The organism is Pantoea eucrina (assembly GCF_002095385.1).
GTDB classification, from domain to species: domain Bacteria; phylum Pseudomonadota; class Gammaproteobacteria; order Enterobacterales; family Enterobacteriaceae; genus Pantoea; species Pantoea eucrina.
The window spans coordinates 104,117-123,265 of record NZ_MIPP01000001.1; the positions used below are offsets into that span (position 1 = coordinate 104,117).

The window sequence follows — 19,149 nt, forward strand, 5'->3', positions numbered from 1 at the left end:
GGCGCCCTGGCTCAGCCTCGGCGGGTCAGGGCAGCGTCTGCAGAAGCGCGGGCAACTGCGACAGCAGATAGAGCAGCAGGCCGATGGTGCCGCCGACCAGCGTGCCGTTGATGCGGATAAACTGCAGATCGCGGCCAATATTCAGCTCAATCTGCTGTGACATATCGCGTGCGTCCCAGCTTTTTACCGTATCGCTGATATGACGCGTCAGAAAAGCAGCAAACTCCGGTGCCACGCTGCGCGCCGCATCCTCCAGATGCTGATTCATCGAACTGCGTAACGCCTCATCGGCCAGCAGCGTCTCTCCCAGCCACAGCGCCGCCAGCCGTACCCGCTCCTGTACGCGGGAATCATCGCTGCTGAGATCGCGCTTCAGCCAGGCGCGCAGATCCTGCCACAGCTCACCGATATAGCGATTCAGCGACTCATCCTCTTTCAGCCACTGCTTAACTGACTCTGCGCGCGCCGCCATCTCCGGATCGTTTTTCAGCTGGTCAATCAGCCGCTGCACCGCGCGATTAAAGCCGAGACGCAGCTCATGCCCCTGATCGCGCGCCACTTCGTCGAGAATGGAGTCCACCGCGTTAGCCACCAGCGTGGCGCTGTGCTCGCCCAGCCACTCGGTTGGCAATACTTTGGCTTTAACCGGATGTTCACGCTTCAGCCAGCGCACAATCTGCAGGGCGATAAACTCACGCGTGCCGGGTTTGTGCAGCAGCTGCAGCAGCTGTTCAATCGCCGCATCCAGCAGCGCCTGATGGCGGTTATTTTTGGTCAGGCTGTCGAGGATCATCGCACTGGACTGGGTCAGATCGACCTTATCCAGCGCGCGATGCACGGCGCGCCGTATAAACTGCTGAATGCGGGCATCGTCAGTGAGATCGAGAAAGCCGCGCATGACCTGCAGCAGATGACGCCCTGTGCGATCGGCGTTGCCCGGCGCATTCAGCCACTGCGCCAGCAGCTGTGCCGGATTGTTGCGGCGGATCAGCGCCAGCAGCGAATCGGTATCGAGAAACTTCTCCTGCACAAAGCGACCAAGATTTTCGCCGATGCGATCTTTGTTACGCGGAATAATCGCCGTATGGCGCGCAATCAGCGGCAGCGGCACGCGACGAAACAGCGCCACCACCGCAAACCAGTCGGCGAGTGCGCCGACCATAGCCGCTTCAGCGATCGCTTTAACGCCCAGCACCCAGAAATTAGCGGGCAGAAACAGCGTAACGATAAAGGTTGCCGCTGCCGCCAGCAGCAGCGCCAGCGCCAGCTGTTTGCTGCGCTTCAGTTGTTGATATTTATCCATTATCCGATCTTAGCAGAGAGTCCTTAACGGCGGCGCCCGCCGAGCAGGCTGCCCAGCATGCCGCGCACGATCTGGCTGGTGACCTGGCGCGCTGCGCTGCGGGCCACGCTCTGAACCACGCCGTCGCGTTTACCGCCGCGCGGTCCGGTGGTGCCAAACAGAATATCTTTCAGACCGCCAAGAATGCCGCTGTCTACCTTCACGTCGGCGCCTTTAACGTCCGGCGCCGCTGACTGCTGCGGTGCGGCGGCAACACCCTGCTGCAGGCGCTCAAACGCCGACTCGCGATCGACCTCCTCATCATATTTGCCATAAAGCGGCGAATGGTTGATCAGGTCGTTGCGCTCATCCTGCGTCAGCGGCCCCATGCGTGAGCCGGGGGCGATCACCATAGCGCGTTCCACGATGGATGGACTGCCTTTCTCATCGAGGAAAGAGATCAGCGCCTCACCGGTACCGAGCGCCTGAAGCGCCGTTACGGCATCGAACGCCGGATTAGCGCGCAGGGTTTCAGCGGCACTTTTTACCGCTTTCTGGTCGCGCGGCGTAAAGGCGCGCAGGGCGTGCTGCACGCGATTGCCAAGCTGGCCTAATACCTTGTCCGGAATATCTGACGGGTTCTGCGTCACGAACCAGACGCCCACGCCTTTGGAGCGGATCAGGCGGATGACCTGCTCGATCTTTTCCAGCAGCACGGGCGGTGCATCACTGAACAGCAGATGCGCCTCATCAAAGAAGAAGACTATTTTCGGCTTATCCAGGTCGCCCGCTTCCGGCAGCTGCTCATAGAGTTCCGCCAGCAGCCACAGCAGGCTGGTGGCGTAGAGTTTAGGCATCTGATAGAGCCGCTCTGCTGCGAGAATATTGATATAGCCGCGGCCCTGCTCGTCGCAGCGCATCCAGTCGCGGATATCGAGCATCGGCTCACCAAAAAAATGCTCCGCTCCCTGCTGCTCCAGCGCCAGCAGGCCGCGCTGAATCGCACCCACTGATGCGCTGCTGATGTTGCCATACTGCGTCTGAAACGCTTTGGCGTTGTCGCCGATATACTGCGTCATCGCGCGCAGATCTTTGAAATCGAGCAGCAGCAGCCCCTGATCGTCTGCAATGCGGAAAATAATCTGCAATACGCCCGACTGCACCTCATTCAGCCCCAGCAGCCGCGCCAGCAGCAGGGGGCCCAGATCGGTAACGGTGGCACGTACCGGGTGGCCCTGCTGACCGAAGATATCCCACAGCATCACCGGGTTGTCATGCGGCTGCCAGTCGCTGACGCCAATCTGTGACAGCCGCGCCTGCAGCTTCTCAGAGGCGCTGCCGGGAGTGGCAATGCCGCTTAAATCCCCTTTGACGTCAGCCATAAATACCGGCACGCCGGCCTGTGAAAAGGATTCTGCCAGCTTCTGCAGCGTAACGGTTTTGCCGGTACCGGTGGCGCCAGCGATCAGCCCGTGGCGATTGGCCATCGCCGGGAGCAGCGACAGCCGGATATCGTGGGTTTGAGCAATCAGCAGAGGGGTGGTCATAATCTCTCGCTCTTCAGCAATGCGTTATGACACCAAGGATAGCAAGCGCAGCCTGCGGTAGCGCAACTGATTGCCTGAAAAAGCAGAGGCCACCGGAAGGTTACAGGCAAAGATGCGGGCGCTGGGATCGACGTCATCCTCCCGGCAAATAAAGACAGACGGTACCACATCAATAAGCTGGTTTATGCTGAGCATTGCCAGAATATAAAATTAATACCCGAAATTAATTATTGTGCCTGATTTTTCTACGCCAGCTGGATAAATAAAACGCAGATAGAGAGAAATCTGGCTCAAAGTTAACAAAGGTGAATATTTACGCTCACAATAACTGCATGTTAAGCGTGATTTATTTTCAACAGTTGCGCCAGGCGATTATTTCTTTAATACAGCGCTTTCAGCGTTATACCAAGATAAAGCGCTAAAAACCCCTGCTTTTAGCGGGTTTAAACCACAATTTCAGTTAATAAATGGCACTGTTGCACGCGCATGACACTGTAAAAAAATAACCATCCTTCACTTAAACACATTTTAAATTTAATTTTTACATCCTGAAATATTTGTATCCATAAGATTGCCCGCTTGTTTGCCGATTTATAACGTCATTAACAAAAATATAAATTATCTTTCTTAGCTAGTGAGAATTGTCGCGCCATGCTGTTAGAAAAACCCACCACCAGACGTAAATTTTTACTCGGGGCGCTGCTGGCTTTGCCGGTCAGCGACCTTTTATTAAAAGGCGTTACCGCCGCGCAGGCGGCAGAAATGGCTGCGCCGGAACTCGCCGATTATAAACCGATCTTTTTCAGCGCCAGTGAATGGCAGTTTATCCTGGCGGCAACCGACCGTCTGATCCCGGCTGGCGGCAGCGGCAAGGCGCCCGGCGCGCTGGAAACCAACGTGCCAATTTTTATCGACCAGCAGCTGCACACGCCGGAGTTCGGTGCAGAAATCTATCTGCAGGGGCCGTTTGATGTGCACGCCCCGGCGACCATGGGCTATCAGATCCCGTTTACGCCGCAGCAAATGTACCGCACCGCCATCAAGCTGGTGGAGCAGTGGACGCAGACGACCTATCAGAAAGCCTTCCACGAGCTGAGCACGGAAGAGAAAGATGCCGTGCTGACCCGTATCAACAAGAATGATGGCCTCGATTTTGCGGCGCTGGGCGAGCCGTCGCTGAAAGCCTCACAGTTCTTCAGCCAGCTGCTGGCTGATACCAAACATGGCTATCTTGCCGACCCGATGTACGGCGGTAATAAAGGTATGAAGGCGTGGATCGCTATCGGCTTCCCGGGTGCCCGCGCCAGCTTTACCGAATGGGTGAAGCAGCACAACGTGCCGTATCCGCTCGGACCGGTCAGCCTGCTGGGCCAGCGCGCCTGAATTTCCCTATTTGGTATATGAGACAGAACTAACATGGCACAGATTACAAAAAAAGAAGTCGATGTCGTTGTATGCGGCCTCGGCTGGGCCGGCTCGCTGATGAGTATCGAGCTGGCGCTGGCCGGACTTGAGGTGCGCGCGCTGGAGCGCGGCGGCGAGCGTGACTATCCCGACTTCGCCTACCCGAAACCGGCCGATGAATACGCTTACAACGTGCGTAATAAAGTCTTCGCCACGCCGAAAGAGGTGGCGGTGACGGTGCGTTACAATATGGACCAGACCGCGCTGCCTACCCGCAAATGGGGCGCCTTTGCACCTGGCACCGGCGTGGGCGGCGCAGGCATGCACTGGACAGCGGTACTGATCCGTCCGACTCCGACCGATATCAAACTGAAAACCTATGTTGATCAGGCGTATAAGCCGGGCATTCTGCAGGATGATATGCGCGTTATGGACTTCCCGTTCAGCTGGGAAGAGATTGAGCCTTACTTCTATAAATTTGAGCTGATCTGCGGGCAGTCCGGCACCACCGGCAATCTGCGCGGTCAGATCCTTGAAGGCGGCGATCCGTTTGAAGGGCCGCGCTCAGAGCCTTACCCGCTGCCGGCGCTGGACGATACGCTTAACAACGTGATGTTTAAAGAGGCGGCGAAGAAGCTCGGCTATCATCCGTTCCCGAACCCTTCTGCCTGCGTATCGCGCGCGTGGAAAAACCCTTACGGCAACCAGATTGCACCGTGCAACTACTGCGGCTACTGCTCAAAATATCCGTGCCTGAACTACTCCAAAGCGTCACCGCAGACGGCGGTGATGGATGCGCTGAAGCGTCTGCCGAACTTCTCCTACGAAGTGAACGCTGAAGTGGCTAAAGTCGTGCTGCACGATGATGGCAAAACCGCAAAAGGCGTGATCTATTACGACGCGGATGGCAACGAAGTATTTCAGCCAGCCAAAATTGTGGTGCTCTCCAGCTTCCAGCTCTACAACGTGCGTCTGATGCTGCTCTCCGGCATCGGCAAGCCGTATAACCCGATCACTGAAGAGGGTGTGGTAGGGCGCAACTATGCGTTTCTCTCCAACGGCGGCGCCACGCTGTTCTTTAAAGATAAGAACTTTAACTCTTACGCCACCGCCGGCGCGACCGGCCAGATGTTCAATGACATCTCACCAGGCAACTTCGACGGCCCGGGCCTCGGCTTCCTCGGCGGCGCCAAGATCCACAGCTCGCAGGCGACCGGTACGCCGATGGCCGCTGCGCTGCCGAAAGGCACGCCTGCCTGGGGCATGGGATACAAAGAGGGGCTGGAGCAGTGGTACAACCATTCGATGAAGATCAGCATCACCACCACCTGCCAGTCCTATCGCGATATCTATCTCGATCTCGATCCGCACTACACCGATCATCGCGGCAACCCGCTGCTGCGTATGACCTTTAACTGGAAAGAGAACGAGCTGAAGCTGCAGCAGCATCTGAAAGGCATCGTGGGCGATATTGCCAAAGAGCTGAACCCGGACAGCATGAGCATGAGCTTCCTGCCGATGGGCGCCGATTTTGACCTCACCAAATATGTCTCAACCCACAACGTGGGCGGTGCGGTGATGGGCGATAACCCGAAAACCTCGGCGCTGAACAAATACCTGCAGAGCTGGGACGTGCATAACGTCTTTGTGCCGGGCGGCAACGCCTTCCCGCAAAACTTCCAGGCGAACCCGACCGATACCATCGGCGCGATCACCCTGATGGCGGCGCAGGCGATCAAAGAGCAGTATCTGAAGAACCCCGGCCCACTGGTACAGGCATAAGCAGATGAAAAAACTAACATTACTTGTAGCGCTGGCGCTGAGCGGCGTGGCGCTGCAGGCGCAGGCGGAAGATGAAGCGGCCCTGATTAAGCAGGGTGAGTATCTGTCGCGGCTGGGTGACTGCATGGCGTGCCACAGCGTGGCAGGTAAAGCGGCGTACGCGGGCGGGCTGGCGATTGAATCGAACCTGGGCACGATCTACTCCACCAACATCACGCCGGACAAAGCGCACGGCATCGGTAACTACAGCGAACAGCAGTTCTCTGACGCGGTACGTAAAGGGGTGCTGCCGGATGGTTCACGCCTCTATCCGGCCATGCCGTATCCGGACTATGCGAAGATCAGCGATGCTGATATGCATGCGCTCTGGGTCTACTTTATGAAGGGCGTAAAGCCGAGCAGCGAACAGCCGCAGGAGACGAAGCTGAGCTTCCCGTTCAGCCAGCGCTGGGGTATGCGCTTCTGGAACTGGGCGTTTACCTCCGACAAGCCGTTTCAGCCGATTGGCGGCGCTTCTGCTGAAGTGAATCGCGGGGCTTATATCGTTGAGAGTCTTGGCCACTGCGGCAGCTGCCATACGCCGCGCGGTTTCGGTATGAATGAGAAATCGCTCGACAGCAGCGACAAAACCTTTCTTGCCGGCGGCAGCCTGAATAACTGGGATGTGCCGTCGCTGCGCGGCATGCCGCACTGGAGCGAGCAGGAGGTGATCGATTACCTGCAGACCGGGCGGAACGATAAAGCTGCCGTAGGCGGTGAGATGAAGTCGGTGATTGAGCACTCCAGCTCCCATATGACCGACGCCGATCTGAAAGCGATTGCTGCTTACCTGAAGTTCCTCGGCGGTAACCCGCCGCTGCAGGCCTACAACGTGCAGGCGCAGCAGCAGACCGAAGCGAAGCTGACGGCCGCGAAGAACCTGAGCGAAGGCGAGCGTCTCTATCTCGACAACTGCGGCGCCTGCCACTTCGTGACCGGTAAGGGTGCGCCGGGGATCTTCCCCGAGCTGGATCAGGCAACGATCGTGAACGCAGGCGATCCGACGGGGCTGATCCACACGATCCTCGTCGGCGCGCAGCAGCCTTCAACGGCTAAAGCGCCGTCGACGCTGGCGATGCCGGGCTTCGGCCAGCGCCTGAGCGATGAAGAGGTCGCACAGCTCGCCACCTTCGTTCGCCAGGGCTGGAGCAACCGCGCCCCGGCCGTGACCAAAGAGCAGGTCGCCGACGTCCGCAAAACCCTGCATTAATCGTCACCCGGATTCAACCAGGGGCGCATAAATGCGCCCCCTACACCGCCCCCGTAAGGGCGCCATTAATGGCGCCCTGGCCGATACCCGCACGACATTCCATAACGCCCGGATTTAGCAAGGGGTGCATAAATGCGCTCCCTACACCGGCCCCGTGGGGGCGCCATTAATGGCGCCCTGGCCGATGCCCGCACAACATTCAATACGCCCGGATTCAACCAGGGGCGCATAAATGCGCCTCCCTACGGGATTCATACGACATTCGATAACGCCCGGATTTAACCAGGGGCGCATAAATGCGCCCCCTACACCGGCCCCGTAGGGGCGCCATTCATGGCGCCCTTGCCGATGCCCGCACCAAACTCAATGAAACGTGCGCACCACTTCCAGCACGCCGTTGATCACGAACTGCACGCCCATACAGACCAGCAGAAAACCCATCAGGCGCGAAATCGCTTCAATGCCGCCTTTGCCCACCAGCTTCATAATCGCGCCGGAGCTGCGCAGTGAAATCCATAAAATCAGGGCTACCACCAGAAAGGTCAGCACCGGGGCGACCATCACCACCCAGGCGGGGAAATCGACGCCGGCTTTCACCGTTGAGGCTGAACTGATGATCATCGCAATGGTACCCGGACCGGCGGTGCTCGGCATCGCCAGCGGCACAAAGGCGATATTCACCGTCTCGCGCGGATCGTCACTGGCATCCTGCTCATCTTTTTTATGGCGCGCCTCTACCGAATGACCGACCGGTTTTGCCGGAAACAGCATGCGAAAGCCGATAAAGGCGACAATCAGTCCGCCCGCCATGCGCAGGCCGGGAATCGAGATGCCAAAGGTGTGCAGCACCGCGTTGCCGGCGTACCAGGCGACCATCATGATCAGAAACACATAGACCGACGCCTGCAGCGCCTGACGGTTACGCTCCTGAAAATTCATCTCGCCCGCCAGCCCTAAAAACAGCGCCACGGTCGTCAGAGGGTTGGCCAGCGGCAGGATCACCACCAGCCCGAGGCCTATCGCTTTGAAGAGTTCCAGCATCATGCATCTCCGCAGGGCAGGGCCGCGTGCGCAGCCCTGTGACAGGATGTATTACTCAGTGCTTTGGCGTATCGAGCGCTTCGATCATCTCGGGGAAAAAATCTTCCAGCAGCTCGGGCGTCATCAGTTCGGGGTAGTTAATGAGGTGTTCACGAATGCGCTCATTGACCTCCGGCAGCAGGCGCTGCGCGGCATCATCAGCGCTGATTTTTTTCTGCTTCATCAGGCGCAGCACGTTATCCGGCAGGCTATCTTCATCCTCCACCTCATCCACGCCTTCCAGCGCGTCGAGCTCATCCAGCAGATCCATCAGCGCTTCGATCTGCGGCGTGCGCGACTCATACTCCGCCGGGCGTTCGCTCTCGAGATAGCGCAGCAGGGCGCGCACCGGCGATCCATCCGGCGTAGCGGGCGGCTCGCTGGCGAACCAGCTCAGCAGGTCATGCTGGCTCACCTGATGGACGTGATAGCCGTTATCGGTCAGCTCATCGGCGAGGATATCAGCGGTGTCGTGCTCAATCAGGCAGATATGGGTGCGCTTTGGCGTGTACTGTTCCAGCCACTGATAGATCTCTTCAATGACGCTGTCGTCATACTGAAAGGTCTGGTTGAGGTAGCTGTCATCCTGCTCATGTACGCAGAGTCGAATCAGATCGGGATCGAAGTAAATCGCTATGTTGATGCCTTTCATGCGCGCTGTCCTGTTTGCTACAAAATCTCACTATAGCGTCAGGGCGCACAGAAAAACATGGGGAGGCCAGCAGCGTACGCATCTGGCCATAAAAAATCTCATTCATCAGCACGATAAGGCCGGGAGAGCGCCCCGGCACACGGCGCTGATTACATGCCGATATATTTTTTGCCCTGCTTCAGCACCACATCACACGCTTTGGTTTTAAGCTTCTCGCCCATTGGCGAGTTGCTCAGGCTCTGCAGGTTAAGCTGCTGGCCGTTACCGGTATTAAGCAGACCCGCGATACCCTGCTGATAATCAGTTTTCTGCTCCTGCGCCGCCGGCGTGCTCAGGCCGAGTTTGCTCAGCACCTGCTCTTTCACCGACTTCACGTTGTTATCCACCACGTTATGCTGCACGCAGTACTCCATCACGCCCGCCGCGTTGGTCATATTGCTGGCGCTTACCGCTTTATCGCCGCCGTTCAGCAGGCCGGTCAATGTGGAGAGCGAGAGCCCTCCGCTCTGCGCGCCATTGCTGCTGGTGGTATTGCTGTTTTGCTGCTGCGAGAGCTGTGAAGCGGCGCTGCTCAGCTGATCCTGCCAGCTCGCCGCCGACGCGCTGCCCGCGACCAGTGCTGCCGCCATACCCCATGCCCAAACGCCGCGTTGCATTGATTTATTCATGTGTAACCTCATGGTTCCGTCTTTCAGACGCCGATAATGCAGGATATGAGGAGGAAGATCTCAGAAAGTTCCGGAGAAGGGGGCAGGGCCATGCAGATTGAGAGTGTTCTGGTTTCAGATGAGATGATGACGCTGTTTTTTTCAACGCTCAGCGCACGCGCTGCTCAATAGCGGTTGCACACCCCACGGGTAACGGTATAATCGCCAGCGTTTTCCGTATCCTTATCCATGCCGGAGTGGCGAAATCGGTAGACGCAGTTGATTCAAAATCAACCGTAGAAATACGTGCCGGTTCGAGTCCGGCCTTCGCACCATCTATTCATTTTCCTGTAAAATCAATGGATTAGAAAAAAGTTTCTGTCTTTTCTGCACGGGAAAATTGCTATCTTCGCTTCGCCTGAAATTGCCGCTGTGGTTAGTAGTGGCGAATCGGGATGTTAACCTCCAGCGGCGTGTAATTCTAGGCTCAAACATGTATAAGCGTGAACAGTCGCACCGTTCAGCATCAAACTTGAAGCTAATGACGTAGCCAACGTCTCAAAACTCTCCCGCAAACTTTCAGTGAATCGCATTTCAGCCCGATGCCCTCTTAATGCTACCTGTCGTGATGACAATGCAGAGGATAAACAGGTTTTATGGTGGTCTCGGTACTTGCACACCAAATGCAAGCTCTGCCAGCGTTTCAGCCACGCTCCCGCAAGGGTACACGGTTATCCTGATAAACTTCACTGACTGACATAAACCTGATGATGTCGCTCCGCTCCGCTTGTTGTCTTACCACCAACGGGGCTTTATGGCTACTATTGTCCTGAAACAGGTAGCGCACTAAAATAGAGTGGAATTTGAACTCTGGTGATGTATGCGTAAGAAGAAGGTGCTAAAGGTAGTTGAAGGTCGATTGCTTGCACACGAGGCTAAACGTAACACGCGTAGTGTTAAATTAAACAGGAAGAGGCTTCGAGACCTGCGCCAGCAGGAGTGGGATTACGACACATTAGATGCGGATTTTCTACAACACTTTAAATCACTGTGAGTCCATCGAGTCTCATATTCATCAAGCTGAGCACCTTACTCATACGTTTTCCGCGTTGATCGATAGCTAGAATTGGTTGAGGCCGAAGCCCCAACCAAGATTAAAGTTCACGCTATCAACCTGCGTTAGAATCCGGGCCAGCTTCGTCGTTTGCCGCTCTTCTCAGAAGTTCTTGAACACCATCCTCACCGTATTCTTTCACCAATCGTCTGATATCTTTCTGAGCTTGGCTTTCCTTTTTACGGCAGGCACTGTCATGACGTTCTTTGAATACCACTTCCGGCTCAGCTTTAAGCCTTTCTTGATCCTCTGGGGTAATGAAAAAGAGTGACTGTTTAGTCCGGTTCCCCACATCTGACTCTGTTTCGACACGGCGACTTGAGATAGGGAAGGAGTATTCCTTCTCTAAGGCATGGATCACAGCAGAAGCTCGCTTTACACCGTAATCAGCAGGAATAGTATAACCCGATGTCGTAATGGATTTACTGTCTAAAAGAGCAGCGAGTACACAGGCTTGAGTACGGTTGAGACATTGAACTGCTTCTAAAGCCGATGGGTGACCATCAAAGAAAGAAGCTAACTTGATGAGGGCTTGTTCAGGTGCGTAGTCGTCGGTTACTTTGCGCTGATTAAAATCTTTATCTGTCATAATGAGTTACTCCGATATAGTACGGATCAACCCAGATCAGAGATGTCATCTAGATTTGCATAAATGCAAAATCTTCTGGAAATCTACGTCAATTAGCCGTAATCTTCCGCAACGGCTTAACCAGATGTGCAAAATCTGGTTGGGCCGATTCAGTCTCTGTACTGGAGCATGAGCAGCTATCGGGTGTCGGTTCCTAGGCCATTTACCTGATAGCTGCTTTTTCGTTTCTGGGATCTATGATCACCAGCATTCCAATGCTACCACGTCCCCTACGTTATGCACATCTAAATCCATCCAATTATGCACATTTTCTGTCTTCATCGTTCGTCAGATCGATTCTCAGCGCTTTTCTAACAGTTTTTGATGTATAGCTAGCTAAACAACGACAATCGTTTACAGCGCGTTTAAAGCGGTTTAATTCACATGTCTATAAAAACAGGGGTTAAATCAACAGGGTAAACTTGTTGACGAAAATCGCCCAAAATACGTGAACGCTGCGGATGGTTGTTCGTCATTTATCCAATCTGGCTGATGCCTGATACTCAAGTTGCCAATGATAATCCTGTCACAAAATCAACCGCCCCCGGGCGCGAATTCACGATGCCGGGTGCCTCTATATATAGAAGGGCTGGAAAATATCTCTGGCTCTCTTGGGGATCTGCTGGGCGTGGCATGGCTGGGCTGACAGGATACAATCATCTTTGGAAAATATATCAATCACTTAAGCATCAATTTTCTTCCGAGTTCCGAGTCGCCATGAAGTTGAGCGCGGCAGCGGTGAATAATGCCCACGCCAGACACATAGCGGCCTGCCTGCACATCAGCACCTCATGACCCTGAGAGCGTCCGCAGAGCACCAACACAGCGCCCAGACCAGACGACACACACACGACAGGAAAAATTACTCAAACGCCTGGCGAATCGGACTATTTTTACGTGCATTTAACATAATAGATATTGCGGAAGAAAAAGGTACAGGTAAGACATTTAAAGAGATCTCAGGTAGCTCTGCTAAAACGTTGCCCTTCGTTATCGCCCCACATACAGAACAAAAAAACATCGCTGAAAAACTTGATACGCTGCTGGCGCAGGTAGACAGCACCAAAGCACGTCTTGAGCAAATCCCCAAAATCCTGAAGCGTTTTCGTCAGGCCGTGCTGGCTGCAGCGGTAGAAGGTAAATTAACTAAAGTATGGCAAAACGAAAATCCCAGCAAAACAACACAGAATTTATTAAAAAATCATGTTCCGCTACCTCGTCCCGCACGCTGGAAATCGCGCTCTGCATCATTAATACATGGCACTTACGCGACAGCTGTAGGTAATCCCAAAGAATCTAAAGTCTTAGAATGGCAGTGGGTACCCCTCGTTGATGTTGCACGAATGGAATCTGGTCACACTCCAAGTCGAAGTAAACCAGAATACTGGGGAGGCGATATTTGCTGGATTGGAATCAAGGATGCCAACAAAAATCATGCTTCAACTATATTGGATACAGAGCAAAAAACTAATGAGCTTGGTATAGCTAATTCTGCAAGCAGATTATTACCTGAAGGTACCATTTGTATAAGCAGGACAGCATCCGTAGGATATGTTGTAAAGATGGGGAAATCTATGGCAACGAGCCAAGATTTTGTAAACTGGCTACCATCAGAAGTAATTTATGCCGATTGGTTAAAGTGGCTATTTGTGGCTGAAAAAGAATCATTGTTTAAATTTGGTAAAGGCTCTACGCATACAACAGTTTATTTCCCTGAGTGGCTATCGCTACATGTTTTATTACCTCATATAGAGGAGCAACAGGAAATCGTTCGCCGCGTAGAACAACTCTTCGCCTACGCCGACACCATTGAAAAACAGGTCAACAACGCACTTCCCCGCGTCAATAATCTGACGCAATCGATTCTGGCAAAAGCATTCCGTGGTGAACTCACCGCCGAGTGGCGGGCAGAAAACCCGGAGTTAATTAGTGGTGAAAACAGCGCCGCCGCGTTGCTGGAAAAAATCAAAGGCGAACGGGCAGCCAGTACAGGTAAAAAAGCCTCGCGTAAAAAATCCTGATCCTTATTTTTGCGCACCTTACTGGTGCGCTGCTTATTATTTCCTGCCAACAAAAGCGTAATTTTTATATTCAAATGATTTTATAAATAGCTTATTTCGCACTATTTTAAACTGGACTTTCCATCACTTTACTGATGATATGTACAGGTATTTAGCGCGGCGCGGATGTGCGCCAACACACCCGCGCCGCTAATCACAACTACTATTTAGAAGGAATAGTAATCATGACTAACACGCATTCTATTGCACAATCTGCTGAGCCAGAAGTCTTTGCGACAAATAATCGCCAAACAACCGTTGGCTATGCGAGCCGCTATCCGGATTATCGTCAAATTCCTGCTATTACCATGAAAGGGCAATGGCTGGAAGAGGCTGGTTTTGCCAGTGGCATGGCAGTTGAAGTGAAGGTAATGAAAGGCTGCATTGTGCTCATCGCCCAACAGCAAGAGTCTGAACTCATGCAGTCGCTGCGTCAGGCATGCAAGCTGTCGGCACGGAAACAAAAGCAGGTGCAGGAGTTTATTCAGGTTATATCCGGTAAGCAAAAAGGCGTCTGAATAAGAAACAGCTCCCGACATCGCATCGGGAGCGGTTAACTATCACGAAGCGATCACCTCCGCCAGCACATCGGTTGCTCAGCATTCTTCGCTGTTGGCCACGTTCCCCTCCTTACAGGTCAGCGCCATATTGCCTGACTGGAAAGAAACATTATATTTGAAATCAAAATGATACCACTTTGATGCAAAGTTAATGCGCCAGTACTTTATTCATTCATACTCATCTGAATTCGTTGCTGCTAACGTTAAATGAATAGTGACTTGATTAAGATTATTCCGATAAGATGTATTTATCTCATTTCTAAATCGCCTTACACATGGAGTATGTGATGGTTCAGGATCCCGCTGCATTAGCCCCTTTCTTTCATTCTCATATTGCAAAAAACACGCAATACAGCCCAAGATGGGGCAAGCGCTATCGTCAGCTGGCAGAACAGATCCAGGCCGAAAAACCCAATTTTTCGGCGGATACGATCCGGCAGATTTGGTACGAACGTAGTAATGGTATCTCCAGCCTCAGGCAGGGTGGCATGTCCCTGGCTGAATTCGAAAATGCACAGGACGAGTTGCTCGATCTTACTCTTCAGATTGCGAAAGGATGCACGCAGAAGAATTATGAACAGGTGATTAAGCACCTGATTCAACTGAAAACAAACGGAGTATTGAAAAAGGTTTACCGGGCGCTTTGCCATCGTGCTTTTGCTGCGCTCTACCCTTCGCAAATTACCAGCGTCGTGAATATCAGCAACTTTTTCAGCAGCTACAACTACTGTAATAACCATTTTCAGCTTGGTCTACCTCAGGGACAAGAGTGGTTCGCCAGCAACATAGTGCTAAAAAAAACCTTACACCAGGCGCTGGGGGATAATGTTGATCCTATTGAACTGAATATGTCACTCTGGCATCTCTACGAGCAGGTTATTCCCGGGAAGAATGATATTGCCTCTATTGGCAGCGAGGCTGCTGTGGCCGAGGACGATCAGGACGAGGAAATTGCCACTCCACAACTGCCCAAAAATACCATCCTCTACGGCCCTCCAGGCACCGGTAAAACGTACCGTACTATCGATTTGGCTGTCCGCGCTTGCGAACCTGCAGCTTATTCACAGCAGTTAGGTAAAGATGAAAGCGAAAGACGTCGCGAGCTGAAAACGATTTATGACCGTCTGGTTGCTGAAAAACGCGTGCGCTTTATTACCTTCCATCAAAGTTTTGGCTATGAAGAGTTTATCGAGGGACTAAGAGCGGAAACCACCGAAGATGGTGGCGTCAGCTACGAAATCAAACCGGGCATTTTTAAGCAGATCTGTGAAGATGCTACGTTTGGACACGCCGGGGTTCAGCAAAAGCTTGATGATGCGCTAATCCGTTTGCAAGAGCGTCTGGCTGAAGAGGGAAGCATTACCCTGAAAACGCAGCATGGTAAGGCCTTCCAGCTGGCTTACAAACTCAAGACCTGCTTTGGCATTTTTCCGTTGCAATCGAAAAAAGCGGATTTAGGGAAAGGTTACAATGCTTACCTTAAAGATATTCGCCTGATGTACCAGGACTCGCAGGTAAAAGTACACAACCCGTCCTATGTGCGCAGCATTCTTCATCACCTGATTGAAAAAGAAAAATTACCTTCACATTCACAGGGACCGGAACCGGAAAAGCGGCAGAACTATGTCCTGATTATTGATGAGATTAACCGTGGCAATATCTCCAAAATCTTCGGCGAACTGATCACGCTGATAGAGACGTCTAAACGTGCCGGAGAGCCAGAGGCGTTAAGTGTGATGCTACCTTATTCTCCTGATCCGTTTAGCGTACCGAACAACCTTTATCTGATTGGCACCATGAATACCGCCGATCGTTCGCTTACTGCACTGGATACTGCACTGCGTCGTCGATTCGAGTTTCAGGCCATGCTGCCTGACACCGATGTTCTTAAAGATACCGTTGTTAAAGGTATCGACCTGAAACGTCTGCTGCAGACCCTGAATGATCGTATCCAGGTACTGTATGACCGTGAGCATACCCTGGGCCATGCCTTTTTCATCCCGGTTGTTCAGGCGAAGGATGATGAGGACCTGGCATTTGAGCGACTCAAACGGATCATGCGAAACAAGGTGCTGCCGCTGCTGGAAGAGTATTTCTACAACGACTGGCAAAAAATCCGCATGGTGCTGGGTGATAACCAAAAGGATAACAAATCTCACCTTCAGTTTGTGCGCGAGGTAAAAGACCAGAAAAAGTTTGCTGATCTCTTTGGTCAGAGCGGGACCGATGAACTGCATGAGATCGGTGCCAGTTTCCAGCTTACTCCTGAAGAAGACGAAGTCTGGGACAATCCGCTGGCCTGGCAACAAATCTATGTTCCACATAAAGAGGATGCGGAGCCGGGGAAATGAGTTCGCGGCAGCGTTTTACAGTCTTTGAATATGGATATCTGGTCAGTGACAAAGACAGCGGGCGCGTAAATTATGCGCTCGCACTACCTGCACATCTGTTCGGGTGGCTTGAACAGCGCTGCCTGAGTGATGATGCGGATAATACCCATCGTCTGCTCACCCTGCGCAGTCAACGTGGCGTGAAAACGCTGCAGGTAAAAAACTATGCTGGCGTTATCTCTCTTCCGGGGAATGCGTTTATCGAAGTATTGCCTAAAACCGGGCGACATGATGATAACGTTGACACTGCACGCCGGCAGCTTTTAATGATGCTGCGTACGCTAAAATCCTTTCGTCATATCGCCACGTCCGTATCCAGTGTCAGAACCTCGAAAATGCCGCTGATGGATATTTTTATTCAGCAGTTTATCGATAGTGTGCAGCAGATTGTGAGGAAGGGGCTCAAGCGCGACTATATACGCCAGCAGGATAATCTCCCCTGGATGAAAGGAAAGTTAAGGGTCTCAGCGCAGTTAAGTAAAAACTGCGTGCGTCGGGATCGTTTTCAGGTGGAGTTTGATGAATACAGCGCCGATCGTCCTGAAAACCGGATACTCAAAACTGCGATTGATAAAATCTATCGGCAGGTCAGTAACCCTCAATTACTTCTGCAAATTAACTCCCTGAAAATGTATTTTGACGACATTACATCTGTCAATGATGTCAGTGTTGCCTTCGGCCAGGTACGTCTCGACCGGCATATGAACCATTATGAACATGCGCTGGCATGGGCGAAGCTGATTCTTCTGGGGCAGTCACCTCACTGTATGCAGGGTGATGCTAACGCTATTTCACTACTTTTCCCTATGGAAGCTGTGTTTGAATCTTTTGTAACTGCATGGATGCGTCATCATTATAACGATAACTGGCATGTGAAGGCTCAGGTGGATTCGCATACCCTGGTTCGTCTTAATGGCAAAGGTGTATTTAAGCTCAAACCCGATATCTATCTGCAACCTCGCAGGGAGTGTGAGAAGCAGGCGATGATTTGTGATGTTAAATGGAAAATGGTCGAAGGCGGAAAGGCGACACTCGAACAGTCGCAGACTGACCTTTACCAGATGCTGGCCTATGGCGTTAACTATCAAAAAGGAGCAGGAGATATGCGGCTGATTTATCCTTCACATGAGGGTTTTAAACAGCCGTTGCCTCATCCCTATGAGTTCAGCCATCAACAGGAAAACCCGCTGCGTTTATGGGTAGTGCCATTTTTCGTTGGTGACAGTTTGCAAAGTTCTGGCCTGCTTTTTCCTGAGGGGAAAAGCCTGATTTAAAATTCCTGCTTTTATCTTTCCCATAGTTAGCCATATCATTGATAGGTAATATCCTCGCAACAATGCGGCGATGTTCACTTTTTTCTGAGTGGACATCGCTGCGCATTTCTTGCTGGTTTACTTTTTGGTTTCCGCCTGTGGTAATTTTTCAAGTGTCAGCAGTTCCTGACTCTTTACCCTGCGGCATCGGGAAACTGCATCCTGAAGCCTGCTGCGAACACTATCATCATAGTCGGTATCCAGGAGTTGATATTGAAGGCTATCTTTATATGATTGAATAATGCTCAGCGGACAGATCAGGCGTATGTCTCCGAGCGAATAAATTTTTACCGCCTTAAGCAGGTAGTATTTTTTATCTGAAGATCGTTCTTCCTGCCAGGCTGAATCTCTGAAATATTCAGCAGGATAGGATGCGGACGGGACGCCATAGATATGAGGGGCCAGATCCATTATCCCGGACGTTTTAAGGAACATCGTTAGTATCAGAGCAGGTACCATATGCACAAATGTAAAAATGATAAATAGTATTTCAGCCATTATTCCACCAGTCACTGTTACCTGATGCAATAAGGTAGTTCGGTATCTTAATCTGAGGAACACAACGCCAGGTATCAGTGAGAAAATAATCAGAAAAATAGACAGTGATATTACCGTCAGCGCCTGCCAGAACTCGTTTGTCCCTTCCGGGAATTCCAGGGTGCGAAGAAATAATTCAAGAGGGAAAATATATATACAGGCTGCAAGAGAGAAAAGAGTTGGCTGTAAAACATGCATGAAAAGAAAGCTTTTTATCTTCTTTCTCTTATTTTCCGTGCTTACCTGTCTGTATGTTATTGAGCCATTGAACCAAAGAGAAAGTGTAAAGCTGCAAAGCCAGATAGTACTTAACTGAAGGAATACATTCTGTGCAACTTCTCTTTCTGAGTTACGCATGAGAAAGAAATAGCCAAAAATTATTAGCGTTGATAATAGCGAGGTCAGAAGAACTATTTTGATATTGTTTTCTGTCAGCTCGTCACGAAAACGACTTTCCCCCTGATAGTTGAAAATAAAAAGTCCGGTCAGCAGCGAGGGCATAAATAATACAATGCAAAAAAGAAGCATGCTGACACAGGCAAAGACCATCAGGTAACCAAACAGTGACGAGAAAGAGATGCTGTCAAAAAATAGTCCGGTTTGCCCGATACGTGCAAGGTGCGACCATACGAAGAGCGCTGCAATTGACGTTGACGCAAATGCGGGTGTAAGGATCGTTAAAAACCAGGCGCGCAGTTTTATAAATCGCTTGTTGATTCTGTTATTTTCCATATTCTGATACCCATCCAAATCTTGACATTTTTTATTTTAATCAATGTATTACAGGCATGGCGCATTAAGGCCTTGCCGGGTGATTGTCTCCGGTTGTTGCATTTGAGGAAAGCAAATCTGCCTGCCTGAATCCTGCATGCAAAGCTATATACATTTTTTGCTGATGTGGCAT

At 51.9% G+C, this 19,149-nt stretch carries 14 protein-coding genes and 1 tRNA gene; 8 read left to right on the forward strand and 7 right to left on the reverse strand.

The annotated features are described in order from the left end of the window. Nucleotides 1-25: 25 nt before the first annotated feature. Together HA43_RS00520 and HA43_RS00525 are read right to left on the reverse strand one after the other, a co-directional pair. Complete coding sequence (locus HA43_RS00520; protein ID WP_094110685.1) at nucleotides 26-1,303, reverse strand: DUF445 domain-containing protein; 1,278 nt, start codon at nucleotides 1,301-1,303, stop codon at nucleotides 26-28. A gap of 23 nt (nucleotides 1,304-1,326) precedes the next feature. Next, the gene (locus tag HA43_RS00525; protein ID WP_094110686.1) at nucleotides 1,327-2,829 is read right to left on the reverse strand and encodes a helicase HerA-like C-terminal domain-containing protein; all 1,503 of its coding nucleotides are present in this window, start codon (nucleotides 2,827-2,829) and stop codon (nucleotides 1,327-1,329) included. Between the two features lie 651 nt (nucleotides 2,830-3,480). On the opposite strand from HA43_RS00525, the gene HA43_RS00530 reads away from it, so the two are divergent. From HA43_RS00530 to HA43_RS00540, 3 genes are read left to right on the forward strand one after another with little or no spacing between them, the layout of a single operon-like run. Continuing rightward, on the forward strand, nucleotides 3,481-4,212 hold the full coding sequence (locus HA43_RS00530; protein ID WP_071669127.1) for a gluconate 2-dehydrogenase subunit 3 family protein: 732 nt from the start codon (nucleotides 3,481-3,483) through the stop codon (nucleotides 4,210-4,212). 33 nt (nucleotides 4,213-4,245) lie between these two features. Beyond that, nucleotides 4,246-6,015, forward strand: a complete 1,770-nt coding sequence (locus HA43_RS00535; protein WP_039382349.1) for a GMC family oxidoreductase — start codon at nucleotides 4,246-4,248, stop codon at nucleotides 6,013-6,015. A 4-nt stretch (nucleotides 6,016-6,019) separates the two neighbouring features. Continuing rightward, nucleotides 6,020-7,264, forward strand: a complete 1,245-nt coding sequence (locus HA43_RS00540) for a c-type cytochrome (RefSeq protein WP_094110687.1) — start codon at nucleotides 6,020-6,022, stop codon at nucleotides 7,262-7,264. Between the two features lie 363 nt (nucleotides 7,265-7,627). Here HA43_RS00540 and HA43_RS00545 read toward each other — a convergent pair whose 3' ends face one another. The 3 genes from HA43_RS00545 to HA43_RS00555 all read right to left on the reverse strand — a co-directional run bounded on the left by HA43_RS00545 (nucleotide 7,628) and on the right by HA43_RS00555 (nucleotide 9,664). Continuing rightward, on the reverse strand, nucleotides 7,628-8,305 hold the full coding sequence (locus tag HA43_RS00545) for a MarC family NAAT transporter (protein ID WP_065650243.1): 678 nt from the start codon (nucleotides 8,303-8,305) through the stop codon (nucleotides 7,628-7,630). 55 nt (nucleotides 8,306-8,360) lie between these two features. Then, nucleotides 8,361-8,996 carry a hypothetical protein gene (locus tag HA43_RS00550; RefSeq protein WP_071669124.1) on the reverse strand — a complete coding sequence of 212 codons (636 nt, stop codon included), beginning with the start codon at nucleotides 8,994-8,996 and terminating at the stop codon, nucleotides 8,361-8,363. 149 nt (nucleotides 8,997-9,145) lie between these two features. Beyond that, nucleotides 9,146-9,664 (reverse strand): YjjA family protein, encoded by a 519-nt coding sequence (locus tag HA43_RS00555; protein WP_416339812.1) that lies wholly within the window; start codon nucleotides 9,662-9,664, stop codon nucleotides 9,146-9,148. Nucleotides 9,665-9,894: 230 nt separating this feature from the next. On the opposite strand from HA43_RS00555, the gene HA43_RS00560 reads away from it, so the two are divergent. After that, nucleotides 9,895-9,978: transfer RNA gene (locus HA43_RS00560), tRNA-Leu, on the forward strand. 834 nt (nucleotides 9,979-10,812) lie between these two features. On the opposite strand, the gene HA43_RS00565 is transcribed toward HA43_RS00560, so the two are convergent. Then, nucleotides 10,813-11,346: a hypothetical protein gene (locus tag HA43_RS00565; RefSeq protein WP_094110688.1), complete on the reverse strand. Its 534-nt coding sequence runs from the start codon at nucleotides 11,344-11,346 to the stop codon at nucleotides 10,813-10,815. A gap of 830 nt (nucleotides 11,347-12,176) precedes the next feature. On the opposite strand from HA43_RS00565, the gene HA43_RS19035 reads away from it, so the two are divergent. From HA43_RS19035 to HA43_RS00585, 4 genes are all read left to right on the forward strand, one after another. Beyond that, a complete protein-coding gene (locus HA43_RS19035) occupies nucleotides 12,177-13,406 on the forward strand; it encodes a restriction endonuclease subunit S (RefSeq protein ID WP_211279565.1) in 1,230 nt (409 codons plus the stop codon). A gap of 224 nt (nucleotides 13,407-13,630) precedes the next feature. Beyond that, on the forward strand, nucleotides 13,631-13,963 hold the full coding sequence (symE, locus tag HA43_RS00575) for an endoribonuclease SymE (RefSeq protein ID WP_094110689.1): 333 nt from the start codon (nucleotides 13,631-13,633) through the stop codon (nucleotides 13,961-13,963). Between the two features lie 329 nt (nucleotides 13,964-14,292). Then, on the forward strand, nucleotides 14,293-16,356 hold the full coding sequence (locus HA43_RS00580; protein ID WP_094110690.1) for an McrB family protein: 2,064 nt from the start codon (nucleotides 14,293-14,295) through the stop codon (nucleotides 16,354-16,356). After that, complete coding sequence (locus HA43_RS00585; protein ID WP_094110691.1) at nucleotides 16,353-17,669, forward strand: McrC family protein; 1,317 nt, start codon at nucleotides 16,353-16,355, stop codon at nucleotides 17,667-17,669. The genes HA43_RS00580 and HA43_RS00585 overlap by 4 nt, the downstream gene beginning before the upstream one ends. A gap of 117 nt (nucleotides 17,670-17,786) precedes the next feature. On the opposite strand, the gene HA43_RS00590 is transcribed toward HA43_RS00585, so the two are convergent. Beyond that, nucleotides 17,787-18,977 carry a hypothetical protein gene (locus HA43_RS00590; RefSeq protein WP_094110692.1) on the reverse strand — a complete coding sequence of 397 codons (1,191 nt, stop codon included), beginning with the start codon at nucleotides 18,975-18,977 and terminating at the stop codon, nucleotides 17,787-17,789. Nucleotides 18,978-19,149: the final 172 nt, after the last annotated feature.

What these genes read in the sequence shown, in the direction of transcription:
- HA43_RS00565 (WP_094110688.1), bottom strand. Translation starts at nt 11,346, where the DNA reads ATGACAGATAAAGATTTTAATCAGCGCAAAGTAACCGACGACTACGCA.
- HA43_RS00520 (WP_094110685.1), bottom strand. Translation starts at nt 1,303, where the DNA reads ATGGATAAATATCAACAACTGAAGCGCAGCAAACAGCTGGCGCTGGCG.
- HA43_RS00525 (WP_094110686.1), bottom strand. Translation starts at nt 2,829, where the DNA reads ATGACCACCCCTCTGCTGATTGCTCAAACCCACGATATCCGGCTGTCG.
- HA43_RS00550 (WP_071669124.1), bottom strand. Translation starts at nt 8,996, where the DNA reads ATGAAAGGCATCAACATAGCGATTTACTTCGATCCCGATCTGATTCGA.
- HA43_RS00535 (WP_039382349.1), top strand. Translation starts at nt 4,246, where the DNA reads ATGGCACAGATTACAAAAAAAGAAGTCGATGTCGTTGTATGCGGCCTC.
- HA43_RS00585 (WP_094110691.1), top strand. Translation starts at nt 16,353, where the DNA reads ATGAGTTCGCGGCAGCGTTTTACAGTCTTTGAATATGGATATCTGGTC.
- HA43_RS00530 (WP_071669127.1), top strand. Translation starts at nt 3,481, where the DNA reads ATGCTGTTAGAAAAACCCACCACCAGACGTAAATTTTTACTCGGGGCG.
- HA43_RS00590 (WP_094110692.1), bottom strand. Translation starts at nt 18,977, where the DNA reads ATGGAAAATAACAGAATCAACAAGCGATTTATAAAACTGCGCGCCTGG.
- symE (WP_094110689.1), top strand. Translation starts at nt 13,631, where the DNA reads ATGACTAACACGCATTCTATTGCACAATCTGCTGAGCCAGAAGTCTTT.
- HA43_RS19035 (WP_211279565.1), top strand. Translation starts at nt 12,177, where the DNA reads ATGACCCTGAGAGCGTCCGCAGAGCACCAACACAGCGCCCAGACCAGA.
- HA43_RS00545 (WP_065650243.1), bottom strand. Translation starts at nt 8,305, where the DNA reads ATGCTGGAACTCTTCAAAGCGATAGGCCTCGGGCTGGTGGTGATCCTG.
- HA43_RS00555 (WP_416339812.1), bottom strand. Translation starts at nt 9,664, where the DNA reads ATGAATAAATCAATGCAACGCGGCGTTTGGGCATGGGGTATGGCGGCA.
- HA43_RS00540 (WP_094110687.1), top strand. Translation starts at nt 6,020, where the DNA reads ATGAAAAAACTAACATTACTTGTAGCGCTGGCGCTGAGCGGCGTGGCG.
- HA43_RS00580 (WP_094110690.1), top strand. Translation starts at nt 14,293, where the DNA reads ATGGTTCAGGATCCCGCTGCATTAGCCCCTTTCTTTCATTCTCATATT.